Consider the following 3,043-nt stretch of genomic DNA (forward strand, 5'->3'; position numbering starts at 1 on the left):
CGCGAGAGTGACATTATTTCTCGTTGGGGCGGGGATGAGTTTATCGTGCTGCTCAGAGGTAAAATGTCGGTGTTGACGGCAAGTAATAAAGCGGAAGAGATACTAGGCGTGATGAGAGAGCCGCTAGAGCTAGAAGGACAAACGATACCTATCCCAACTAGTATTGGTGTCGCTATTGCTTCGACAGGCGCTGACGCAGATAAGCTGATCAGAAACGCAGACATTGCCATGTATCAGGCCAAGCTCAAAGGGCGCGATAATTATCAAATATTTACTGATGACATGGCTCTAGATATCACCAAAAACTTCCATTATGAGCAGGACCTTAAACAAGATTTAGCCAGTGAACGTTTCCATTTACTCTATCAGCCTAAAGTCACATCTAAGGGGGAAATCGTCGGTTTAGAGGCACTAAGCCGCTGGAATCATAGTACCGACGGGGTTATCCCACCTACGGTATTCATTCCGCTTGCAGAAGAGTCTAATTTGATTATTGAGCTGGGTGAGCGAGTCGTTAAGTTGAGCCTTTCTCAACTGACGGAGTGGAGAGAACGCGGTTTTGCGTTAGTACCAATATCGGTCAATATCTCGGGCAGCCACTTGGTTTCAAAAGGGTTTATGCCGTTTTTGAGGGCTCAACTTCAACACCATGCCATTGAGGGTAAGTGGCTAGAAATTGAAATCACAGAAGGTGTGCTCGTTTCAGATCTTGAGCGTTGTATTGAGGTAATGTCAGAGCTTAAAGACCTTGGCATAAAGATATCCATTGATGATTTTGGAACCGGATATTCGTCATTGAATTATCTGAAGCGTCTCCCTATAGATGTATTGAAAATCGATCGCTCTTTCGTTGATGAATGTAGCAGCGTGCAAGAAGATGGGAAAATCTGTTCAACGATCATTAATTTAGCTGAAAACCTCGATCTCTCTACCGTCGCTGAGGGCGTTGAAACCCAAGAGCAGGTTGATTTCTTGCGAACGGCCGGTTGTGAGGTGTTTCAAGGTTACTATTTTTACAAACCTCTAAATGCCTCGACGGTAGAGACCTTGTTGAGCCGTGCTTCGGTTGTACACGGCTCCTAGAACAATTAATCATAGCTCTTGCTTTATAGGGGCGGCTACCAAACCGCCAAGGCGATGACCAATGGCAAGGTCAATAGATACAGCTCTAACCCTCTATCCATCAGAGAACGACAAACAGTTCGCACAATCTTAGCGCTCGTAAACAACAGCTCCCCAGCCAATGAGCTGATAAGTTGGGCTGCAACAATAGGTTTATTGGTTAGAAAGATATGCTTATTGGTATCGTGTTTCGAAAGTTCGATTGCTTCACGATTTGATAGATGATTCATAACTAAGCCCTCCCGTAAGTGATATACGTATTGTACCTACAGGCTCTCAAATCAAAATATCAGCTTTGGTAAATTGAATATGCTTATTGGAATGCGTGAGCCGAAGGGGAGGGGATGAAAATGGTTGAAAAAAACCGTCACAAATTTCAAGAGAAGATGTGTCTGTTCGCGAGTGAGTTGAGGGCAAGTGAGAGCGACGATATCAGCAAGCCAATCAACTATTCCCGTTCACTAGGAGGGTCCAAAAACTGGATCGGTTGCGGTTACATACATAAACCTGGCGTTGAAACCGAACATATTGATGCTAAGTTTCCTTTTTACTCGCTCGTGTATGTGATTAAAGGTGAAGGTAGTTACATCGATGAACATGGCAAACGTCACGCACTTTCGCCTGGATGCGCCTTTCAACGTCGTCCAAGAGTTAAGCATACGACAGTTGTTAATCCTGATAGTGATTGGCAAGAGTATTACCTCGATTGTAACGAAGCGCTCTATGAGCATCTGTGCACCCTATCCTTGATTGACCCTAACGTTCCTGTCTATAAATACGAGCCAAGCCAAAGTATTCAAACGGATATCGAAAAGCTAATGGAGCGAATGCAGAACGTTAGTGAAGACGAAGTTATTGATGCGTATTTGGCATATCTATCCGTTGTAAGAGCTTTGCTTACGCCTCATACCAGCGATGCGGTTCGTGGCGATATGGTGACTCAGAGCCTAGATGATTTTGAAACACTTTATATGACCCGCTTTGATCTCAAACTCTATTGCAGTGATAAAGGGTGGGGTTATGAGAAATTTAGAAAAGAGTTCAAGAAACAATTAGGCGTTTCACCCAGAGACTATTTAATCAGAAAGCGGATGGATGAAGCATGTCGATTGCTAAGATCGACCAACAAACGTATTTCTGAAATTGCCGTTGAGCTTGGATACAGTTCTCAATACGAGTTTTCTAATCAGTTCAGTCGAACCTTCAGTTTGGCGCCAAAGCACTACAGAGAAGGGGTTTAGCGTTTTCTCAAACCCCAATTTGGAATCCTAGTTATCGCGTATTGAACAGCTAGGTAGTAAGCCATTGAGATTAGACAGATTCGCTTAGTGGGGTGAACCTAATGATCGATTTCATATCGAGAGCGTATCAAAAAACCGGAGCACAAATATTGCTCAGTGAGGATACTACTCCCAATAGGAAGGAAGAAATTATGTTCAAATATTCATTGATTATCTCTGCCGCGTTAATCGCTCTTTTCACTTTTGTGCTTCCCGCTCAAGCGCATGACCATGGAATGAAGAAAGCCGACATTGTTGATGTTGCGGTAGAAAACGGCTCACTTAAAACCCTTGTTGCAGCAGTGCAGGCAGCGGACCTGGTTGATGTTTTAAAGGGCAAAGGTCCCTTCACTGTGTTTGCTCCTACCGACGAGGCTTTCGCTAAACTGCCCGCAGGGACAGTTGATATGCTGTTGAAACCAGAGAACAAGGACAAGCTTGTTGCTATCCTGACCTACCATGTCGTTCCTGGTAAAGTCATGGCTGCCGACGTCGTGAAACTAAGTAAAGCGACGACAGTTCAAGGCCAAGATGTGATGATTAAAGTGGCTAATGGTGCCGTGATGGTAGATGGTGCAAATGTAGTCGCAACTGATGTTAAGGCAAGCAATGGCGTCATTCATGTGATCGACCAAGTCATC

The 3,043-nt window shown here is 44.3% G+C and carries 4 protein-coding genes; 3 read left to right on the forward strand and 1 reads right to left on the reverse strand.

The window, feature by feature from the left end; translation table 11 throughout:
• Positions 1–1,083: putative bifunctional diguanylate cyclase/phosphodiesterase (locus QTO00_RS17325; protein WP_331425888.1), on the forward strand; the 1,083-nt coding region annotated here is incomplete at its 5' end.
• A gap of 35 nt (positions 1,084–1,118) precedes the next feature.
• Here QTO00_RS17325 and QTO00_RS17330 read toward each other — a convergent pair.
• On the reverse strand, positions 1,119–1,352 hold the full coding sequence (locus tag QTO00_RS17330) for a hypothetical protein (protein WP_331425889.1): 234 nt from the start codon (positions 1,350–1,352) through the stop codon (positions 1,119–1,121).
• Between the two features lie 114 nt (positions 1,353–1,466).
• On the opposite strand from QTO00_RS17330, the gene QTO00_RS17335 reads away from it, so the two are divergent.
• Together QTO00_RS17335 and QTO00_RS17340 are read left to right on the forward strand one after the other, a co-directional pair.
• The gene (locus tag QTO00_RS17335; protein WP_331425890.1) at positions 1,467–2,363 is read left to right on the forward strand and encodes an AraC family transcriptional regulator; all 897 of its coding nucleotides are present in this window, start codon (positions 1,467–1,469) and stop codon (positions 2,361–2,363) included.
• A gap of 191 nt (positions 2,364–2,554) precedes the next feature.
• Positions 2,555–3,043: fasciclin domain-containing protein (locus QTO00_RS17340; protein WP_331425891.1), on the forward strand; the 489-nt coding region annotated here is incomplete at its 3' end.

Source organism: Vibrio sp. M260118 (genome assembly GCF_036533755.1).
Classification (GTDB): Bacteria; Pseudomonadota; Gammaproteobacteria; order Enterobacterales; family Vibrionaceae; genus Vibrio.